Origin of the sequence: Microbacterium gorillae (assembly GCF_050990725.1) — a bacterium.
GTDB lineage: Bacteria > Actinomycetota > Actinomycetes > Actinomycetales > Microbacteriaceae > Microbacterium > Microbacterium gorillae_A.
Window position 1 is genome coordinate 1583965 of sequence record NZ_CP158844.1, and the last position, 18181, is coordinate 1602145.

Here is an 18181-nt window from a genome sequence, read left to right on the forward strand (position 1 = left end):
TCTGGCAATGGTGAGTTCACATGCCCGAGTTCCAGCAGCCATGGTCGTACCCCGTTCTCAAGGCCATCGCTGACGTACTTGCCGATACTTCCGATGGATTGACTGGCCGTGAGATCGGCGATCTGCTCCTTCGTTTGCGTATGGAGGACCCGATCCCCATGGCGACCAAGCGTGACCGGCTTGCTGAAGCGTTCGTCGCTCGTCAGAACAAAGACCAGAGCTCAAAGCGCATCATTACCTTCATCGTTACTGCGATGGAGCCCGTGCGATACCGCAACCAGCCGGAGCTCTTCACCTATCGTCAGGACCGGCTCAACGAGCACCTCGCCTTCGTTGGTTTGCGGGTTAATGACGAGGGTAGAGTCGCCAAAGGCGCAGTCGCTCGGACGCTTGACGAAGCGTCTCGCCTTGCGACATCGATCCGCGACGAGCTGCGCCGGCGCGGTTGCCATCCTGAAGTGCTCCGATATTGCTCCGTCGAGGTGCTCAAGAAGGCGTACTTCCACGCCTGTCTCGAAGCAACCAAGAGCATCTTCGATCGCCTTCGGCGTCTGACGGGCGCGTCCGGCGACGGGGCTGCGCTCGTCGACGCCGCGTTGGCGCTCGGCAAGTCTGGTGTGCCGATGCTCGCGATCAATTCGTTGCGCACGCAGACCGAGAGAGACGAGCAGGCCGGGCTCGCGAACCTGGTGAAGGGCCTGAACGGTCTATACCGTAACCCGACGGCGCACGACCCACGGCTGAACCGCACGATCACCGAGGTCGAGCTGCTCGAGGTTCTCACGGTGGTTTCTGCGGTCCATCGCAGGCTCGACGGCGTGCCAGCCTCCCGCGGAGGTTTGTCATGAACGAAGACGACGACCTCACCGTCGACCCTGAGGACGAGGAACCTTCGCAGGTCGAAGAAGAGGGGCCGGAGGAACCGGGCGAACGAAGCGACAGGGAGTCGGTTGGCGGCTTCCGCATGTCGGCGAGCTTCTCCCGATCGCTGGCGCCGAACATGGACGACTATGTGGCCAGGATCGTCGCGCCGCTGCAAGAGCACGTGCGCTCGATGATCCCTGACTACAGGGCCATCGCCCGCGAGCTCCTCGCACCGATGACCCAGCGCCTTCAGGAGCAGGTGGCATCGATCGTGGCCGCCGTCCCCAGCTTCTCGATGCCGCCGCTCGATCTGCCCGCGCTGCATGCTCCTGTTCTCAACTCGGCTACCCAGGAGTTGCTCAAGAGCATCTCCGAGCAGCACGCGATCGCCATGGAGGGCCTGCGGTGGGCGCTCGGCCCGCTCTTCGACCCCGAAGCGCTCCGCGGACTTAATCGAGCTCTGCTGCCGCCCAACCTGAAGGACCACGCCGACGAGATCAGAGCAAGCCAGGTCCACGAGTTTGTCGAGCAGGAGGGCATCCCGCTGTATCTCGTGCCGCGGGGGCGGACGGCCCTGCGGTTGCTGCGGGCCAAAGACCTGGCAGAGCGACGACGAGTGCTCGGCGATTGCTACGAGTCGCTCATGGAGGACTGCGCCGCGGTGCTGGAACAGGCAGACCATGAGGTGGTCAGCGATGAGCTGGGCTTCGCTCTCGACGGTCTCGGTGCGATGCGCGCCGGCCACACTCGCTCGGCCCAGGCCATGTTCACTGTCACGCTGGACACGCTGATCTACCGGTTCTATCCCGACCGGAAGGCCCGCGGAGTCATCACGAACCGGAAGAGGGGAGCAGATGTCCCGGATGAGATCGATGAGATGGGAGTTCGAGACGCCTTCGTGTGGTTGCCGATCTGGAACGCGCACGAGGAGTTCTGGAAGCATAAGGGCGACAAAGTGCCGCACTACTACTCCCGCCACGCCAGCGTCCACGGAGTCTCCTCACGCCAGTTCAGCAAGCGGAACTGCATCCAGGTGCTCATGCTCGTCGCGAGCCTCATCGGCTACGCCGACCGGATCGCCCGCGAGTCCGACTAGCGCGTACGAGACCGAGAGCGGCACTTTCCAACTACCGTGTGCCAGCTACCGTGCGTTGCTCACGCCTCGATTCCCTTGAGGTAGTCGCCGTCCCTGAGTTCCTGCGATACGGCGGCCCAGTCTTCCGGGTGGGAGATCGGCAGGAGCCTGTGCTGCTGTTCGCGCGTGCTGTCGTAGGGCATTCCGGCCTCGAGTTTCATCCGGCTGTGGTCCTTGATCAGCAGCATCTCAATGACCCGAGCCGCGGTCCGTAGATCCTCGGCGATGGTCCCCGCCGAGACGTCGGCGGGGGACAGGACCGCTTCGCCCGAGCCATCCATGTCGACGTAGAACCCAGCCATCTTCTCGTCGTTGGCTCGCTTGCCAGCGGCCTCCGCTTCGCTCCTCTTCTTTTCGAAGTGCGCGTCCCAGCCTTCCTGCGACTGGTCCTCCGGGAGATCGTAGGACTCGTAGTCGCCCCAGAACGCGGCGAGCTCTTGGCCGAAGATGAAAGCCTCCATGTATTTGACCGCGTGGCGGCGGCCGTCAGACGTGAGCCGCGGCACCTCGCGCGCGTCCTCGGATCCGGTGCTCCAGGCCTGCTCGAATGTCTGGTAGATCCACAGCGCCTTCCCCAGTTCCTCTTGCGCGAGAACGGTGAGCGAACGTGCGCGGCCGAACGAACCGCTCTCGAGCAGGACATGGGCGTCGGTGATTAGCCCGGAGGCGTTGTCCATGAGCGCCTTCCATAACGTTCGCGCTGTGTTCGGATCCATCTCCACAAGGCGATTCTTCCGTAGAGAAGTTCGAACTGTGGCATAACTTGATGGCGCAATCAGCGGACCCCGCTATGGGGGCGAGTGTTGGGTGCTCGTGCCTGTGGCCTGCCTCGCGCCCGTCTTCCTCAAACCGTGGCACCCTTCTGGTGTGGGGTTGGATCCACGCAAGTAAGTGTTCCGGCACTGCAATGCATCATGGGGATCGGAGTAGAGGATGTCCACCATTTCGATTCGCGCTGCTGTCTACCTCCGCGTCTCCCTCGACCGGAACATGGACGGGCTCGCGATTGATCGTCAGCGAGACGACTGCCTCAAGATCGCGCGAGATCGCGGGTGGCAGGTCATCGAGGAGTACGTTGATCAGTCGAAGTCGGCGACTGACAAGACGAAGAAGCGCCCGGCCTACGACCGGATGGTGGCCGACTATGAAGCGGGCAACTTCGAGGCGATCATCTGTTGGGACCTTGATCGGCTGACCCGGCAACCCCGTCAGCTTGAGGACTGGATCGACGCGGCCAAGGATCGTGGTCTTAAGCTCGTCACGGCCAACGGCGAAGCCGATCTGACGACGGACGGTGGACGCATGTACGCGCGCGTGAAGGCTGCGGTGGCAGTCGGAGAGGTGGAGCGAAAGGCGGTACGCCAGTCGCGAGCTCAGTTGCAGCGGGCGCAGCAGGGGAGGGCGCCCAAGGGAACCCGGCCGCTGGGATATGCGACGAGTGGTGAGGTCATTGCGCACGAGGCTCAGGTCGTTGCGGAGATGTTCCGACTCTTCGCTATCTCGAACGGCACACCGATCGCCGCGATCGCGTCGGCGCTTTCGGGAAAGGCGGGGGCCGAAGCGCCCAGATCCATCCCGCATCTTCCGAAGTTCAGCCGCACACTGATGATCGAGCGTAACGAACGTCGTATGGCGGAAGGGTTGGATCCGAAGCCGGTTCCTCCGGACGGGCCGTGGACGTCCAGCACCGTCCTGGGCATTCTCCGCAATCCGCGATACGCCGGCTACTCGGTATACACGAACCGGAGCGACCGGTCTGACAAGAACAAGCGTCGCAACTGGTATGCACAGATTATCCGCGATGAGGACGGACAGCCGATCAGGGGTCAGTGGGATCCGTTAGTAGACGAACTCACGTGGCTCACTGTTCAGGAGCGCCTGAACGACCAGACGCGCATCACCAACCGAACTGGGTCTACGGCGCGTAAGCACCTCGGCTCGAGCCTCTACCTTTGCGGAATCTGCGATAGGCCCATCACCGCACACTCTCGGGGCTATCGCTGCTCCGAGGGCGGTCATGTCACGCGGTCACGTCCGCACATCGATGAGTTCGTGTTGCAGCTGATTCGCGAACGGCTCGCCAGGCCGGATTTGCAGGACGTGCTACCTGTTCGAGACGAGCCGCGGCTTCTCGCCATTCAGGCCGAGATCAGGGAGCGGCAGGGGCGCATTAAGCGCGCTCAGCACGACTATGACGAAGAGATCACCGAAGCGCACGATTTCCGCCGTATCAGGGACCGGCAGAACGCCGCGATCGCTGATCTCGAAGCGGAGCGACTGCGCCTCAGTGTCGGCAATGACCTGGGTGGTGTTCTCGGTGCGAGCGAACCAGTCAAGGCGTTCGACGATGCTGATCTCGCAGTTAAGCGGCGGGTGATCGACTTCTTTTGCACGGTCCGGCTCCTACCGGCGCCTCGGGGGCGTAAGGGGTTCGATCCGTCTACTGTCGCCGTGGCGCCGAAGTAAAGAAGCCCCTCCGCCGGGAGAAGACGGTGTCCAATAGCTTGACGCTGCGTCATCCGTCGCTGGCGAAGGTCTCACCGGTATAGCTGCTCGCTCACCTCGATACGCAGTCATCCCTCGCATGCGCGTATCCTGCGGTGAAGATGACTGCCGACCGAGGCGCAACGGGGACCGACTGCTCTCGTCTAGGTAGCCAGTTCCTGGCTATAGATGAGCGCTGTATCTACGAGCCGAGGATTGATGTGTTCTTGAAGAATCCACGCAGCCGCTGCGGTCGGGGTGGTCGCCTCGAAAATACCCAACGGTAGACACACGTCTTCACGCGCCTCCCAGTCCAGAACTGAGACGTTCGCGTGGCCCAGTGCCACGACGACCTCCACTCCTAGGTCCCGAACGTCGACGCAGAGCTCTAAGAACCTTTTGCGTCGCGCATCAGGAACATTTGTAGGCGTCCATCGGGGATTCTGTGGAGTCGGGTTTACGCCGCCTCCACGATGGACAAGCAGTATGTCCACTTGGTGGAGGTCGCTTGGGTTCCGCAACAGTTCCTCTAGACGACGTATGAACGGCTTGAGCGGATCCTTGCTGGATTCGTCACCGACCGCGTTCGCGTGGATCGACTTGCCGAGTATCACCTGAGCGCCAGCATGAGCGAAGACCGCTCGAACGTCGTGCGGCGTTGAGCCGGTTCGAGTAGTCATCGGCAAGACGCGAATCGGGTCTCGTTCCGTGTCCACTTCACCCCAGTACGCCGGGTCAAGGCTGCTCGCGGGGTCGGCGTTACCACCCTTCAGATGTTCGCTCACGTGTGTCAGCTTGTGGACCATGTAGTTGAGCTGGTGACCTTCCTGCTCGGCCCAAAGCGTTGTCGTTCGAGTCGTCCAGTAGGCATAGTTCGCGGTTGTGCCTTTCGCCCCATAATCCTGTCCCCTCCTGTATCACAGTCGCCGTAGGAGGATACGGACTTCTGCCCATCGTTCGGCGAGGTGTCGCCAGTCGCTGAGCGGGCGTCTTTCCTCGTCAAGCCAATCGAGCAAGTCGTCCGTAAGGTATCGGTCAAGGCGGAGACCAGTGCCGCCCAGTGTTGACGGACGCTTCGCCCCGAGCCAAGGACTGTCCTTCGCGATGAGATCCATCTTGAGCTGAACGGCTGCAACCCAAATCCCGAATGCGCGAGCAAACCTGACTTCGACTGCGTCGCGGCAGGCGGACACCGCATCAAGGTCGGCTTGGGTGTAGAAGCGAAGGCCAACCTCCACGCCCTGGCCCCCACGAGCTCGCCGTTTCTCAGGAACGCGCTCGAAGGCCACAATCTCGCAACACCGTAGCGACCTTCCAGCTCGACGTTCCAGATCTTCACTTGAACTCGCAAGTGACTCTGCCGCCTGGGAGACGACCCAGGCGGCAGATAGTTGGATCCCTGTCACCTATCTGTCCAATCTTGGTCGAGGCGATGAACGCTGCTCGCACGAAGCCAAGCGCGATCGGACAGAAGATACCAGTCCACCAACGACTCAAGCCTGACGTTGAAGGTGTCGCCTGCAGTTGGGTCTATGCGTCGATTGTCTCGAGCATCTCCGAGGGCTTTACGTCGAGGGCGCGGGCGAGTTTCACGATGACGTCCAACGTCGGGTTGCGGACCCCCCGTTCCAGCCCGCTGATGTACGTCCGATCCATATCGACATGATGCGCGAACGCTTCTTGCGACGTGTATCCGTGCGCCTGACGCAGTGCACGGAGATGCTCTCCGAAGACACGGCGGTGCGCAGGAACGGTCATGTCTCTAAGCGAATCGGTATGATGACTGCGAGTCCACGGACTATGAGTCACATCTGCACTTCGGGGGAAGAGAAATGATCGATAAGTCGAATTGGTCTACTCGACTGGCGCTGGCCGCTGTCATGGCCGCGAGCGCGACGCTCACGATCGCTGGATGTTCCGGCGGCGATTCCGGCGCGACGGCGTCGTCGCCGGAATCAGGCTCGGAATCCGTCGAGCAGCCCACCGCGACTCAGAACATCTACCAGTTCGATGAGGCGCGTGTGATGGACGAGGACGATCAGATCCCGTTCGTCTCGATCGATGCCGACAGCCCGATCACGGTTCGACTGTCGGAGGACCTGGTGGCTGCCGTGGCTGATGGACTCGTCGTCGCGGTAGACCATTTCGTCGTGACCGCCACGGCGTTCTCGACCGGAGTGTGCCGGATCGACGCGGACGTCTTCTACGCAGACGGCGGGCAGGAGGCGCTCTCCGCGCCGACGAGCGAGTACAAGAGTGAACCGCTGCAGAACGTTGCCGCGTCCCTCATCGGCATCTACCCCGGCCGGGAGGATGAGGTGCTGATCGTCGATGCTCCGCCAACCGACGATGAACTCGAGTATGAAGCCAGATACATCACCGCTGACGGTGCCACCCTCACACTGGTCGACGACTGTAGTGACGACCCTCAGGCCACGGACTCGGCGCAGGAGCTCGAGTTCCCGTACACGACGTTGGTGGACGACCTGCCATACCGCACGGGTATCGCCACCGCCTATGTGGGAGTCGCGCCTGGCGGAGGGCAGAGCGGTGGTGTGGGAACGACTGTTGTCCTCACTGGTGAGGTCGACGCTGACGTCAGCCCGACGGGTTCATGGCAGTCGAAGTAGCAACCCGCATCCCCCGGAAACAGCAATCCGCAAGAACGAGATCAGAGAACGGCAGGGACAGTGATGGGGCGCAGGCGAAAACTCTAGGGGCGACGTGCCCCCGGAGAGAACCGAATGGAGCCATCATGGTTACTCGCAACATCAAGGTGTCCGACCTCAGCGGAGAGTCGAACGCCTCCACCATCAAGCTCGGTGCCGACGGCAGCTGGTACGAGATCGACCTCACCGACGACGAGCAGCAGGAGCTGAACCTTCTGCTGAGCGCCTATCTGGAGGTCGGACGTAAGGCTTCCGGGCCCCCGTCGAGGCGCCTCATCCCCAAGACGACCGCTGCAGAGCGTGCTCAGATCCGCGACTGGGCCACGCAGCAGGGCTTCGATGTCGCGCCGCGCGGAGTGATTCCGAAGCGGGCCTATCGCGCCTACATTGCCGCGCACGATGATCGGGCGGCGTGAACTACGCACTGTCCGGCAAATAGGGGCACGCTCGACGGCACCGTGGGTGACGAGGAGTTCTGTGCGGTGCTGCGCCCGACGGCGCGGCACCGCACGAGCTCAATTGGGTGCCGCATGCCGTCCAGCGCTGGGGTGGCGAGCAATGCGTCACGGCGACGCCGGCACGGCAGACGTCCGTCGACGGGAGGAAGACCAGTGATGGGAAGTGATGAAGTGAGCAGACGAGGATCGAACGATATCGATGAGCATGCATTCGCTGGTTGGGATCCGACGAACGAGCTCAGCGAGGATGACCGCGAGGCGATCACGACTCTGGTGACGCTGCGTGCTCGGGATCACACGATGATTGCTGTCATCGACGCAAGGCTCAAGCTGATTGAGGGTGAGCTCGTGCCGATGTGCGAGTGTGGCTGGCGGGGTCGGGTCGAGGGCTGGATGCCGCCCTCTTCGCGCCGGGACTCGAGCCATCAGTTCATCTCGCATAAGAACAACGCCCACGTGATTCGCATTCAGCAAGAGCACGACGCACGCGTCGCAGCGTCTGCGCTGGAGCACGTGGCCGCCGAGTGGACTGGTGAGGTGAGCGTCGCGCAGTGGCTGCGCGCTCAAGCTGACCGCGTCCGCGCGGCGAAGGTCTACGACGGCCAGCATTGGCCCCACGCCTGACGGCGAACGCGTCGAGGGGCTACATAGCGGCGCGAGTTGGGGGAGTGGTTCCACATCTCGCGGGATCGACTCGAGAAGAAGGACGAGCTTCCCACGAATGTCTCTCAATAAGGAGCTAACCTGAATTCGTTGGTCTCCACCGATCCGAAGGGTCGGCGGTACGCGGCAGTGCCGGACCGGCACCGCCGTTGAGCCACACCTTGAACTTTTGCAGCGGAACTACTGATACGAGCGAATCACCGCTCTCCGTTTCGCATGAGGAAGAGGACTCAACATGAACAAGGCTGATCAGGCAGAGATGGTTGTGCTGGAGCAGGCCGCGCACAGCTGGCTGTGCAACGTAACCACGGGAGCGACGGAGCCGTGGCTGCAGCGGATTGAGGCCCAGGACGCCACTCAGTACGAGCCTCAGATGGATACGGTCGTCGAGACGCAGTTGCGCATGCTGGCGGGAATCCGTCTCGGGCTCGACAAGCTCGAGTGGGAGGCGGTCCGTGAGGCGCGCGTGGACGGGTTCTCCTGGGAGCAGATCGGAGCGGCGATGTTCCGGGAACCTGACGAGCTCAAGCAGAAGTACTCCTCAGACTCGATCTGAATAGCCCGTGGCGGCGGACACCTGCAGATCTAGGTGTTCGATGTCGTCGGCTGTCACCTGGAGGGGGTAGCGACATGACGTGTCGCGACCCCCTCCGTCATGTCTGCACGTTCGTCCGCGGCGCCGCACATCGTCGCGCGACGGACAGCGCCGTCCACGCCCGGATAAAAGCCATCATCAGAAACCGGCGAGGATGGTGCGACCGCGCCCAGTCGCCCCGAGGAACTTGTGATTCCGCGGATCTGCCTCGATCCCTGTTGTAGCGTGCGAGTTGGCTCTGCCATCGGAATTGCGGGATACCACCCTGCCAAAATGGGACCCAGAGTCACTCGGCCCTTCCGCGCCTCTCCGCGTCCCAGGTGTCGAACAAAGTTTGTACCTCGGCTGCGGTGAGCGGGCGTGCGGTGCGCGTGACGTAGAAATCAACGAAGCGGCGCACGTCGGATGGGTAGTAGACGGGGCCGGTCGGCGCCATGGCGTGGGCCTTCATCATCATGTACTCGTGAAAGCGCCCCATGTATTCGCCGAGGGCGCCAGCGAGGAGTTCCTCCGAGTAACCGAGCTCGTGATCTGGCTCGGGGAGCGGATCCGCAGCGTGCGTTGCCATGGTCCAATTCTCTCGTTGTCGTCCGGTTGGCGGAAGCTCGGTGCGAGGCCGAGCGGCTCATCTCGGAAGGTAGAGCCGCTCGGCCTCTCGCTACGACGTGCTCGCTACCTCTCGATATCGAGCTGCGGGTATCCCGGACGGTGGTGCACCTCGTCGTCCGTCAGATGGGTGCCCTCGTCGCAGTCGACACAGAAGCGCCAGCCCGCGCCGCCGATGATGTACTGCGCGCCGATTCCGAGGGTCGCCATGATCACATCCCCATGCCGTGCGTCCGGCTCGCGCTGCGCTCCTTCAGGCGCGCGTTCTGCCGCGCCTGAGACTGCTGGCGCTGGGCGATGCGCTTCTGCGCCGCGGTCGGTGCCGGCTTCTGCTCCCCGTGCTTCTGCTTGGCTTCGTCCATCGTCTTGTTCTCCTTCGTCGTGGTCTCTTGCGCGCCTTCAACGCGCGCCGTGCGATGACGGCTCACCGCACGCGCCTGGCCCTGCTGCAACTCGCGCTGAACCTGCTGCATCTCCAGTGAGCTCCCGAACCGGCGCTCGGCCTTCTTCTGCCCCTCGAGCGCGATCGCCGTCTTGATCTTCCGCACCTCGCGCGGGTCGATCCTCTGCTCTGCCATTTCCTCGTCCTCTCACCTGTCTTGCTGGAGCTACATCTCCATGCCCTGACTCTCGGTCTCCGTGGCCTTCTGGTTGTCCCTCCTCTGCCTCATCTGCTTGTCGAGGAGCCGCTGCTGTGCCGCCGTGCGCGATGTCGCAGCCGGCTCCGAGGTCTCACGACTCGGCTCGTAACCGTCGAGCTGCGCGACACGCTGGGCGTTCTTCTGCCGGAGGTGCGCGGTGCGCTCCTGCCCCCGCGAGGTGTAGATCCCCGCGGCGCGATTCGCGTCGATGCGCTCGACGTACCCCGTTTCGAACGAGAGCTCGCGGCGGGCTTCGCGACACTTGTCGGCGTCGCCACGGATGCCAAGCGGATCTGCCTTCGCGTCCCGCTCCAGCGCCGGCATCTTGTCCTTCAGCCGCTGAGCGCGTTCGAATGCCCGCTGGCGTTCCACAGCCTGCTCTGCCCGCTGTGTCAGCCGCGCCTGAAGCTCAGGGTCCAGGTGCCCGTTCACGTACTCGAGGAGCTTCGGGCCGATGCCGATCTCCGTGGCCTGCTGCTCGAATGCAATGCGCTCTTCGGGGGTGTCTGGGAGCTGCTCGCGCCAGCGCTCTTCGAACTCGGCCAGTCCATTGAGGCGACGACGGAGAGTGTCCGTCGTCGCGGGCAGATCGCGGACCTCTGAGCGGAACGCCACCGTCGGGACAGCCGGCGCGGTCGGAGCGGGGGCGACGAAGCGTCGGCGCTTGTAGGGCAGCGGGCGCGGGTCATGCGGGGCCTGCACCGGCTCCAGCTTCTGCGTCGGCTCCGGTGCCTGCTGACTCTGTCCGATTGCCGACGCCCAGGCGGCCTCCGAGGCAGCCTGGAGCTCGACGGTGTGCGCGCGGCGCTGCGCTGCGAGCTCATCGATCCGTCGCAGGTGCTCGAGGTGCATCGCTGACGGCTGCTGCTCAACCGGGCGCTGCTGCGGCTGCTCGTGCGCGCGCACGTTCCGTTTGATCGCTGCTTCGACGTCTCCGCGGCGGAAGCCATCGCCAAGACCCTTGTTCGTGCCGGGACGACCGCCTCGCCGCACGTGGGCACGTGCCGGCTCAGCGAGGGTGCCGTCCGGCTGCAGGAGCATCATGCCGAAGCTGACGTCCTGACCGCGAGCGGCAATCGTGACCCGGTACTCGCGAGCGATCGCGGAAAGATCGTCCCAGGACTGGAAGCGGGGGTCGGAGAGCGCCTCCTTCACGCGTGCTTCCAGCTCGACCTCCGAGAATCGCTCGGCGGGAGGAGCCATGCCCAGATCGGCGGCGATCAGCCGGTCACGCTCCGTGAACTGATAGCGGTCGAACTCGCGCAGCCGGCGGCTCTCGCGTGCCTGCGCGGCCGACGTCGACGTGTCGCGATGCAGCCGCACGGCATTCTCCGCGGCGGTGATCCTCCGCTGGCGGTGGCTCGGCGACAGCGCCGCCGATGCGGGGTCCGCGAGAACGGCGGCACGGGCGGCCGCCATCGCCTGCTCGGCGTTCTGGGACTTGAGTGCCATATCCGCGCGCTGCGTGAAGCCGTTCGCGGCGAGGACGCGATCGTGAGCGATGGCGAGCCGGCTGTGCGTGACGACATTGCTGTCGATGCTCTTGCCGGTCTTCGGGTGAACAGCGCCGACGACGATATGGTTGTGGACGCAGCCGGAGCGGCCGTTGATCTCTGTCGCGATGAGTGCCGGGTGACCCGGGAAGCGCTCCTCGGCCAGCGTCCGGCCCAGTTCCTGAGCTATCGTCCATGACTCCGGATCATGGGGGTCGAGCTCGTCATGCCCGAAGCTCTGGATGAGGCAGTACGCCTGAACATGCGTCGACTGGTAGATCGGCCGGCCGTTCGCATCGCGCGCAGGCACGGGGGTGCCGCTGGCATCGCGCAGGAAGTTGCCTTCAGAGTCCGTCAGCGCGCGCGGGCGCATGCCGTCCTTGCCGTGACGGACTCTGATCTCCTGGAGTCGCTTTTCGAACAGCGGCACCGAGGCGTTGAGAGCTGAGATCGCGACGGCGTCCTTCTTTGCGTAGTTTTGCGCGCGGCCACTCGTGTACGTCGACTGAGACGAGACGTTGACCATCAGAGCACCTCGCCGGAGGCTTCCGCGTCCGCTGCAGCCTCCAGAGTGCTGACCATCTCGACGAGAGCGATCTCCATGCGCTCCAGTGCCGCCTGTGATGACGTCACGGCCTCGATAGCAGAGAGCATCTCCGGGCGGCTGACCGGGCCGTCGTCGAAGTTCACCTTGCGGAGGATGCCGTACATCGACCCCCGCGCGTGCACGACCGCGTTCCGGCAGTCGTTCAGCCCATCCCACAGATCCTGCGGGACATCCACGACGTGCGAGGGCGTCCACGCCTCCGGCTGGCCCGCAAGGATCCGCGCCGCACGCTCGTTGTCGCCGAGGAGCAACCGCAGGGCTTCGGAGAACTCGACGCGATCTACCGCCACACGACGGCTCCTAGCCAGGGCGGAGCGCATTCGATCAACTGCAGCTTCTTCGGCATCACCGAGGCGCACAGCACGCTGACGGGTGTATGTCACAGGCTTCGGACGACGCTGCTTACGAGAGGGAAGAGGAACGACCATGGAAATCCTTCGAGGAGGATCCCTTGCGTCCGGCGTCCGGGAGAGCGGAAGGTCGCCGCCACCCAGAGAGAAACGAGTGTGGACGGTGGCGTTGATACGACCTGCTGTCACCACCAGCCTACGAGCACCCGTACCCCCTCGCAACAGAGACGAGGACCAGTTTGATCCGTATGACAGATACCTCGCATGCTCGGTCATCTGTCCTCCGGATCTGGTCCATCGCGCTGCGCGCTGAGCATGGAAATCGGCTCTCGCCGGACCTCCCCACCTCGCTGCGCTCGGAGGGGCCCCAAGGTCCGGCTCCCACCACAAGGCCTTTGGCGATACCTACGACTCAACGAATGTGACCACTCCGGCGTGCGAGCAGGACCGACCGCAAGGCTGAACATCCCCTGCGGTGCCGCTCTTGTGTCTTGTGGATGTCCTCGCCGGAACACCCACGAGACACAACGGGCAAAGGTATGCACCCCCGGTGCACCAAAGCGTCTCCGAAAAGTCTTTCGGGCGTCTCCAGTGCGTCCGTGAACAGCCCCCGACATGTCTGCGCTGGCTACATCCGTAGTGTGTTCTCGCAGGAACTTCGAGGTGGATGTGCCCCTCGCGTCATTGAAGTGTGCGTGTGGCGTCGCTTGCGCGTCCCTATTGTGCCCCTGATGTGTCCCCGAAGTGTCTCTCTACGGCGCTGCTCACGTCGACGACCACGGCGTACGCAAGACGTCTTGCAGGTGGCTCCGTCGTGTCTCGGTTGTGTCGCTTGGGGTCCCATTACTGGAGCGGGAGCCTTGGCAATTCAGGATGAGCTCTTTGGCGTCTCCAGAGTGTCCGGATGGTGTCCACGTAGCGTCACTTGCGGGACACCGTTGGGCTCGAGTCTTCCTGATCGCGGGCATCGCTACGAGGATTCGCGACACCCGCCCGCGACGTCTTTGAGGTGTCTTCTCGACGTCCTTCAACCGACACATGCGCGACACGATCCGGTTCGGCAACGCCAACGGCAACGGCGACGCATGCTACTAGGCCCGCCGAGAGCGCCCTGAGGCGCACATAGGCGTGCGGAGGAACGCACGACGAGCCTGAGTCCGATCGAGAACCGCGCCTGGATGGTGAGACAGCATCGTCCCTCCAGCGGCGCCGCAACAGGAGGGGACATCGTGTGCGCAGCGTCAGGTCATTGGGGAGGGGATTGAAGGAGCCCCAATCTTGCGCTAGGCCGTTCAACAACGTGACGGCCTCGAGCTCGGAGTGCGAGGGCGGGCGATCGTGGGGGAGTAGGCAACACCGCGGCCCGAGGAGGAAGCTGGATGCCGGTGCCCCGGTCCGCAAAGAGCCGCCACTGAGCGAGTTTCGTGTCGTGCTGCTCGGTCGACAGCTCATGCGTCGTCCCCCAGCGAGCCGCCGCGGGCAGTGGTCATTCTGAGCAAGGCAGAGCTCGCGGTTCTCGACCTCAAGGTGCTGGGTCTTGATATCGATAGTGTCCGGCTGGCCCAAAATTCGCCGCCGTCAGGCGCGTGAGTCGCGTTCGTTGCAGCGACAGTTCTCGCACGATTCGCGCGCGCTCGTCGGTGAGCTGCGCCATCCGCCGCACCTCCTCTGCTCGGAGGGCTTCCGCAGGGGCCTCTCTAATGTCAGGAGGCGAGGAGCTTGCGCAGCTCGTTCTTGCGTTCGGACGTCAGCTGCGGCCAACTCGCGACCATCCTTGCCGCGAGCATCTCGAGGTCCTCCAGATTCGAGGTGCTCTCTCCCGACGGCTGACACCGGCGCTCCTGCAAGACGTTGCGCCGGTGACGTGGCTTTCGCAAGAGCGGGAGATCCGACTCACGAACTGTGACCGTGCCACGACCGTCCACAACTTCGAACGGGACGTGATCTCCACGGAGCCGCTCGCGGATGGTCTGCGGATGCCCGAAGCCCATCTCCGAGAGGTCACGGACCCGGTACACGGGCTCGTCGAACATAGAGCCAGATGCGCTCGACGAAGCGCTCGGCCTCTCGAGTGCAGTTGCAGCGGACATGATAGGGCACCTCACAATGTCGATGTGATGCGCTCTCCTCGTGGAGCAGGATCAGTTCGGTGAACAGATCCATACACGGCAACGCAGTGTCTCAACTGCGGAGCTACACATCGACTCAAGTGCCGCGCCTGTCGACGCGTGTACTCGGCCGCCAGGACCTCTCAATCCCGACGACTGCACTGGTACTGTCACCCAGCTGCTGACCAGCTATCAGTCATGCAGTGGGATGACTCTCGCGAGTCATGGCGACAGACTAGCAACCCTTCGCCAAGTGACATTGCACGTTGAGCGAGACAGAGTGCCTTCTCGAGTTGCGAGTTTTGGCTGTCGATTGGTCAGCAGAAGGCGACTGCCTTCGTCATAAGAGTTCCCGAGTGTGCTGGCGCCTTTAGGCGACCAACCCGACGTCGGTTGTCGCTCGATTGCCCGGAACGACGGGCTATACGCGGATCAGTTGTGCGCGTCAGCTGTCGATGACGGCGCTGTATTCGAACGAGGAGGCAGAGCAAGGACCGACAGATCAGGGACGTCGTGGTCGGGGTCGCGCTCAGGGTGCTCGCGCAAGGCGTGCACTCCGTCGCCAGTGTGAAGACCGCACTTGAGTTCGCATTCCAACCGTGCCTGGCGGTCCTGGCCCGCAGGCCGGGCAGTTTCCGGGCATAGGCGGATACGATCCAGGCAACCTCTTATGGATCGGCATGGGAAAGTCCAAGGGAAGGCACGCGACGTGCGCGCACTTGACCACGGATCTTCGGGCGTCGCCTTCAGTACCCCGGCGTTGGAGATGGCGGCGTGGACCAGCGGCAACATCATGGGCTGGGCTATCACTCCGGCAGAAGGTCGAACTACGTCCCGCTCGTCTACACCGATCGGATCCTCGAGCGCGCCGCGACGTCCTCGGTCGGATCCGTCGGTGACAGTTATAGCTGGCGTCGACGTGCCCCGAGCTAGTGATCCCGGGCTTCGTCCAGCCGCTCGGTTTAGCGGATGGACACGTACTGGTAGCCGCGGTCGGTGCGGTACCAGTTCGTCGAATCACGTGCGGCCACGGTCGATGCGCGAGTCTTCTCGCTGCAACTTGTGCTCGATCTATTTTGCCTGCGAACACCATCGCTGTCTGCGTGCAGCGGCGTGATGGCGGGGACCAGCTCCGGAGGCAAGCGTGAGCTCTGCGAAGTCGATGGCACCGCGTTCCTCGACGGAGCCGACGGTCGTGTTTCGCCCGAGATTCGACAGCTCCAGGGTGAGGGAAGAAGGTGTCCTCAGACGAGCTTCGGCGGTCATCGGTGACTCATTCGTTCCGTTGAGGGGTGTGTGGTCACCCTACGGTAAAAACCGAACAGTTGTCACACATTGAGTGCAGTGTGCCGACGATACGTGCTCGTCATGAACGGGCGGAAGTATCCATCCCCGTCAGCGCCTCGGGGACGGCCGACTCGAAGAACAACACCATAGCGGCGCTCATGTCCGCGGACGGGTCGATGAGCCACTGGAGCTGCACGCCGTCCCACGTTGCGATGAGGAGTCGGCCCAGCAAGTTCGCGTCGCGGTTGGGGGTGATGCGCCCCTGCTTCTGGTCGTATGCGAAAGCGGCCGCAAGTTCCTGTGACTTGCGTTCATAGCGGGTGACGAACCAGTCATGCGCGGGGTGGGTCGGTGCTGACGATTCGGCCGCCAGGATCGCGAACAGTCTCAGCAACTCCGGTCGTTCGACGCTGGAACGCACTCGTTCGAGTGTTGCAGGAACGATGCCGCGCTCGATGCACGCCGCGTTGAAGTCGAAAGCCTCGTTGCCCGAAGTTGTCCCGTCGGACCTCTCCAAGACCGCCTCAAGAAGCTCGTACTTCGTGCCGAAGTGATGGACCACGCTGGTCAGGGCTACATCGAGTTGGCGGGCGATGTCTCGCAATGAACCGCCGTGGTAACCGTGCGTGCCAAACACCCTCGTCGCTGCATCCAGGATGTCGTTGGAGCGCTGCGCGGACTTGGCGTACGGCCCGCGGGTGCCGGCGGATTTCGGTCCAGTCATGAACGCGACCCTACCGACTTCCTTCACCCACGTCACGCCAGCGCGCCCCGACTCGCGCGGCGAAACGAAAATGTAGCACTTGTTCCGAATTCGAGGTATGGTGACCTCACCAAGGGTGGCCCGCGTCCGGGCATGCCATGTTCACAAGGAGGTTGACATGACCACACGCACGTCCCGCGCACGGCGAAGGGTCGTCGTTCTCGGCTCGTTCGTAGCCGCTTCGGCTCTGCTCGCCGGGTGCACCGGTGGAGGTGCCGGAGGGAGCAGTTCCGGAGACACCACGCTCGACGTCATGGTCGGAGCGCAGGATCTGTCTGAGGAGCAGATCGCAGCGTTCGAGAAGGACAACCCGGGCATCAAGATCAAAATCGTGCTGTACGACCTCACGCGCCTGAACACGATGCTCACGTCCGGCAACACGCCGGACATCGCGTTCGGAAACGCGGTCGGTAGCGCGAACTTCAACGCCCGTGGTCTGGCCACCGACCTCACGCCGTACCTCGAAAAGAGTGAGGTGCTGAAGGAAGACGACCTCCAGCCGGTGAACGACGCATTCCGTTGGGACGGCTCCAAGAGTGGTGAGGGCCCGATTTACGGCATCGTGAAGGACTGGAGCCAGGACAACGCGCTCTGGTACAACACGGCGCTGTTCGATGCCGCCGGCGTCCCGTACCTCAGCGACACGGAACCGATCACGTACGACGAACTTCTCGACATCTCGAAGAAGCTCTCCAAGTTCGAGGGCGGCACAACCACCGTCTACGGCCTGGGTATGGAGTGGCAGTGGAGCCTCTACGGTCCTCTCGCTGCGATGGTCGAGCAGCAGGGTGAGAGTCTGTTCAACGACGACCTGTCCGAGATCGACTTCACCTCTGACGCCGCTCAGAAGGCTCTCCAGTGGTTCGTCGACTACGGACAGTCCGGCGTCGGCCCGACGTCCCTCAACCCGCTCCCGGACGGTTCGGACTACTCGACCTTCGCCGCCGAGCGCATGGCAATCAGCCAGGACGGCTACTGGTTCGGAGGCAACTTCGCCGGCGACGACGCACTGAAGACGGTGCGCTTCGCGCCCGCACCCACCATGGGGGACACCCCCGCAGCGATGAGCTTCGGCGGCGCGGGACTGTGGATTCCCGAGCAGGCGAAGGACAAGGACGCCGCCTGGAAGTTCATGGAGTACTTCATGGCGGGTGAGCCTGCCGAGGCGCGTGCCTCCAGCGGATGGGGCCTCCCGTCGCTGAAGTCCCTGTCGGACAAGCTGCCGCAGGAACAGCCGTTTCAGAAGCAGGCGTACACGGTCGTGCAGTCGCAGCTCGACAGCACCGTGCCGCTGCCCGACTCGCCCTACATCTCGGCGGGGCTGCTGCAGGACACCATCGACAAGTACCTGCAGCTTGCCATCAAGGGCGATCTCAGTGTCGAGGAGGCTGGCTCGCAGCTGACCGATGAGTTGAACGACGCGCTCGCCAAGGGCGTCGACCAGATCAAGGAGTAGTT

18 protein-coding genes are annotated in these 18181 nt (G+C 63.5%); 8 read left to right on the top strand and 10 right to left on the bottom strand.

Annotated features, from left to right (window positions below; genetic code table 11):
* The first annotated feature begins 20 nt into the window (after positions 1-20).
* A complete protein-coding gene (locus ABTV68_RS06960; RefSeq protein ID WP_433676885.1) occupies positions 21-848 on the top strand; it encodes a TIGR02391 family protein in 828 nt (275 codons plus the stop codon).
* Positions 845-1960: a hypothetical protein gene (locus ABTV68_RS06965; protein WP_433676886.1), complete on the top strand. Its 1116-nt coding sequence runs from the start codon at positions 845-847 to the stop codon at positions 1958-1960. Before ABTV68_RS06960 ends, ABTV68_RS06965 begins: the two co-directional genes overlap by 4 nt.
* A gap of 59 nt (positions 1961-2019) precedes the next feature.
* Here ABTV68_RS06965 and ABTV68_RS06970 read toward each other — a convergent pair whose 3' ends face one another.
* Positions 2020-2676 carry an AbiV family abortive infection protein gene (locus ABTV68_RS06970; RefSeq protein WP_433676888.1) on the bottom strand — a complete coding sequence of 219 codons (657 nt, stop codon included), beginning with the start codon at positions 2674-2676 and terminating at the stop codon, positions 2020-2022.
* A gap of 256 nt (positions 2677-2932) precedes the next feature.
* Between ABTV68_RS06970 and ABTV68_RS06975 the strand changes: the two genes are divergently transcribed.
* Positions 2933-4465, top strand: coding sequence for a recombinase family protein (locus ABTV68_RS06975; protein WP_433676890.1), 1533 nt, complete (start codon positions 2933-2935; stop codon positions 4463-4465).
* A gap of 182 nt (positions 4466-4647) precedes the next feature.
* On the opposite strand, the gene ABTV68_RS06980 is transcribed toward ABTV68_RS06975, so the two are convergent.
* Positions 4648-5268 (bottom strand): hypothetical protein, encoded by a 621-nt coding sequence (locus tag ABTV68_RS06980; RefSeq protein ID WP_433676891.1) that lies wholly within the window; start codon positions 5266-5268, stop codon positions 4648-4650.
* A gap of 745 nt (positions 5269-6013) precedes the next feature.
* A complete protein-coding gene (locus ABTV68_RS06985) occupies positions 6014-6241 on the bottom strand; it encodes a helix-turn-helix domain-containing protein (RefSeq protein WP_433676893.1) in 228 nt (75 codons plus the stop codon).
* 74 nt (positions 6242-6315) lie between these two features.
* Here ABTV68_RS06985 and ABTV68_RS06990 point away from each other — a divergent pair, with 74 nt between their 5' ends.
* The 4 genes from ABTV68_RS06990 (at position 6316) to ABTV68_RS07005 (ending at position 8829) form a co-directional block, all read left to right on the top strand.
* The gene (locus ABTV68_RS06990; RefSeq protein ID WP_433676895.1) at positions 6316-7113 is read left to right on the top strand and encodes a hypothetical protein; all 798 of its coding nucleotides are present in this window, start codon (positions 6316-6318) and stop codon (positions 7111-7113) included.
* A gap of 125 nt (positions 7114-7238) precedes the next feature.
* On the top strand, positions 7239-7568 hold the full coding sequence (locus tag ABTV68_RS06995) for an Lsr2 dimerization domain-containing protein (RefSeq protein WP_433676897.1): 330 nt from the start codon (positions 7239-7241) through the stop codon (positions 7566-7568).
* A 198-nt stretch (positions 7569-7766) separates the two neighbouring features.
* On the top strand, positions 7767-8234 hold the full coding sequence (locus tag ABTV68_RS07000) for a hypothetical protein (protein WP_433676899.1): 468 nt from the start codon (positions 7767-7769) through the stop codon (positions 8232-8234).
* A 274-nt stretch (positions 8235-8508) separates the two neighbouring features.
* On the top strand, positions 8509-8829 hold the full coding sequence (locus tag ABTV68_RS07005) for a hypothetical protein (RefSeq protein WP_433676900.1): 321 nt from the start codon (positions 8509-8511) through the stop codon (positions 8827-8829).
* Positions 8830-9154: 325 nt separating this feature from the next.
* Here the strand turns inward: ABTV68_RS07005 and ABTV68_RS07010 are convergent, their stop codons facing one another.
* The 7 genes from ABTV68_RS07010 to ABTV68_RS07040 form a co-directional block, all read right to left on the bottom strand.
* A complete protein-coding gene (locus ABTV68_RS07010) occupies positions 9155-9436 on the bottom strand; it encodes a hypothetical protein (protein ID WP_433676902.1) in 282 nt (93 codons plus the stop codon).
* A gap of 104 nt (positions 9437-9540) precedes the next feature.
* A complete protein-coding gene (locus ABTV68_RS07015; protein WP_433676903.1) occupies positions 9541-9684 on the bottom strand; it encodes a hypothetical protein in 144 nt (47 codons plus the stop codon).
* 2 nt (positions 9685-9686) lie between these two features.
* A complete protein-coding gene (locus ABTV68_RS07020) occupies positions 9687-10052 on the bottom strand; it encodes a hypothetical protein (protein ID WP_433676905.1) in 366 nt (121 codons plus the stop codon).
* Positions 10053-10082: 30 nt separating this feature from the next.
* Positions 10083-12134 carry a relaxase/mobilization nuclease domain-containing protein gene (locus tag ABTV68_RS07025; protein WP_433676907.1) on the bottom strand — a complete coding sequence of 684 codons (2052 nt, stop codon included), beginning with the start codon at positions 12132-12134 and terminating at the stop codon, positions 10083-10085.
* Positions 12134-12505: a hypothetical protein gene (locus ABTV68_RS07030; protein WP_433676909.1), complete on the bottom strand. Its 372-nt coding sequence runs from the start codon at positions 12503-12505 to the stop codon at positions 12134-12136. Before ABTV68_RS07030 ends, ABTV68_RS07025 begins: the two co-directional genes overlap by 1 nt.
* Positions 12506-14268: 1763 nt before the next feature.
* Positions 14269-14598, bottom strand: coding sequence for a hypothetical protein (locus ABTV68_RS07035; protein ID WP_433676911.1), 330 nt, complete (start codon positions 14596-14598; stop codon positions 14269-14271).
* A 1441-nt stretch (positions 14599-16039) separates the two neighbouring features.
* On the bottom strand, positions 16040-16684 hold the full coding sequence (locus ABTV68_RS07040; RefSeq protein WP_433676912.1) for a TetR/AcrR family transcriptional regulator: 645 nt from the start codon (positions 16682-16684) through the stop codon (positions 16040-16042).
* Between the two features lie 157 nt (positions 16685-16841).
* Here ABTV68_RS07040 and ABTV68_RS07045 point away from each other — a divergent pair, with 157 nt between their 5' ends.
* Positions 16842-18179, top strand: coding sequence for an ABC transporter substrate-binding protein (locus ABTV68_RS07045; RefSeq protein WP_433676914.1), 1338 nt, complete (start codon positions 16842-16844; stop codon positions 18177-18179).
* Positions 18180-18181: the final 2 nt, after the last annotated feature.

What these genes read in the sequence shown, in the direction of transcription:
- ABTV68_RS06960 (WP_433676885.1), top strand. Translation starts at nt 21, where the DNA reads ATGCCCGAGTTCCAGCAGCCATGGTCGTACCCCGTTCTCAAGGCCATC.
- ABTV68_RS06965 (WP_433676886.1), top strand. Translation starts at nt 845, where the DNA reads ATGAACGAAGACGACGACCTCACCGTCGACCCTGAGGACGAGGAACCT.
- ABTV68_RS06970 (WP_433676888.1), bottom strand. Translation starts at nt 2,676, where the DNA reads ATGGACAACGCCTCCGGGCTAATCACCGACGCCCATGTCCTGCTCGAG.
- ABTV68_RS06975 (WP_433676890.1), top strand. Translation starts at nt 2,933, where the DNA reads ATGTCCACCATTTCGATTCGCGCTGCTGTCTACCTCCGCGTCTCCCTC.
- ABTV68_RS06985 (WP_433676893.1), bottom strand. Translation starts at nt 6,241, where the DNA reads ATGACCGTTCCTGCGCACCGCCGTGTCTTCGGAGAGCATCTCCGTGCA.
- ABTV68_RS06990 (WP_433676895.1), top strand. Translation starts at nt 6,316, where the DNA reads ATGATCGATAAGTCGAATTGGTCTACTCGACTGGCGCTGGCCGCTGTC.
- ABTV68_RS06995 (WP_433676897.1), top strand. Translation starts at nt 7,239, where the DNA reads ATGGTTACTCGCAACATCAAGGTGTCCGACCTCAGCGGAGAGTCGAAC.
- ABTV68_RS07000 (WP_433676899.1), top strand. Translation starts at nt 7,767, where the DNA reads ATGGGAAGTGATGAAGTGAGCAGACGAGGATCGAACGATATCGATGAG.
- ABTV68_RS07005 (WP_433676900.1), top strand. Translation starts at nt 8,509, where the DNA reads ATGAACAAGGCTGATCAGGCAGAGATGGTTGTGCTGGAGCAGGCCGCG.
- ABTV68_RS07010 (WP_433676902.1), bottom strand. Translation starts at nt 9,436, where the DNA reads ATGGCAACGCACGCTGCGGATCCGCTCCCCGAGCCAGATCACGAGCTC.
- ABTV68_RS07015 (WP_433676903.1), bottom strand. Translation starts at nt 9,684, where the DNA reads ATGGCGACCCTCGGAATCGGCGCGCAGTACATCATCGGCGGCGCGGGC.
- ABTV68_RS07020 (WP_433676905.1), bottom strand. Translation starts at nt 10,052, where the DNA reads ATGGCAGAGCAGAGGATCGACCCGCGCGAGGTGCGGAAGATCAAGACG.
- ABTV68_RS07025 (WP_433676907.1), bottom strand. Translation starts at nt 12,134, where the DNA reads ATGGTCAACGTCTCGTCTCAGTCGACGTACACGAGTGGCCGCGCGCAA.
- ABTV68_RS07035 (WP_433676911.1), bottom strand. Translation starts at nt 14,598, where the DNA reads ATGTTCGACGAGCCCGTGTACCGGGTCCGTGACCTCTCGGAGATGGGC.
- ABTV68_RS07040 (WP_433676912.1), bottom strand. Translation starts at nt 16,684, where the DNA reads ATGACTGGACCGAAATCCGCCGGCACCCGCGGGCCGTACGCCAAGTCC.
- ABTV68_RS07045 (WP_433676914.1), top strand. Translation starts at nt 16,842, where the DNA reads ATGACCACACGCACGTCCCGCGCACGGCGAAGGGTCGTCGTTCTCGGC.